The sequence below is a fragment of the Bacillus salacetis genome, from assembly GCF_003581585.1.
Lineage (GTDB): Bacteria > Bacillota > Bacilli > Bacillales > Bacillaceae_B > Rossellomorea > Rossellomorea salacetis.
On the sequence record NZ_QXIR01000090.1, the window covers coordinates 1 to 572 of the forward strand.

A 572-nucleotide genomic window follows, 5' to 3' on the forward strand; every position below is an offset into this window, starting at 1 on the left:
GTCTTTTCTTCTAATGTATCCACGGTGATATATTTTTGATAAAGATAATCTCCTTTGTAGACCACATTCTGCAGGATACCCTTCACCGTGCTAAGACTCCAGACATCTTTTCCCTTTGGGCTTGGAATGCGATCTTTAGTTAATCTGGTTATGATTTGGGTGTAATTTTTCCCTGCTTGCAATTCCGCATAAATACGACGAACAACTTTAGCTTCTTCTTCATGGATAATCCATTGATGCTTCTCTCCAATCCGATAACCATAGTTGGCGTTTCCTACTTTAATTATGCCGCGCTTGGCCATACTTCTTTTTCCCCATGCGATGGAGTTTCCGATATTTAGACTTTCCTCCTGAGCAATGCTACCGAAAATTGTAATCAGCAATTCGCTATCAGCATCTTCTGTATGGATGTTCTCTTTCTCGAAATATATGTGCACCGGTCGAGGGAGAGACTTCAATAACCGGACAGCTTTTAACGTTTCTAATGTATTCCGACTAAATCTTGAAATGCTCTTACAAAGGATTAAATCGATATTCCCACGAGTACATTCATCCATCAGCTTTTTGAAATC

Annotated in this window: 1 protein-coding gene; it reads right to left on the bottom strand. The window is 39.7% G+C overall.

Translation table 11 applies throughout. The features are described from left to right. The coding region (locus D3H55_RS23735; protein WP_240628770.1) for a recombinase family protein at positions 1–557 on the bottom strand (557 nt) is incomplete at its 3' end. Between the last annotated feature and the right edge of the window lie 15 nt (positions 558–572).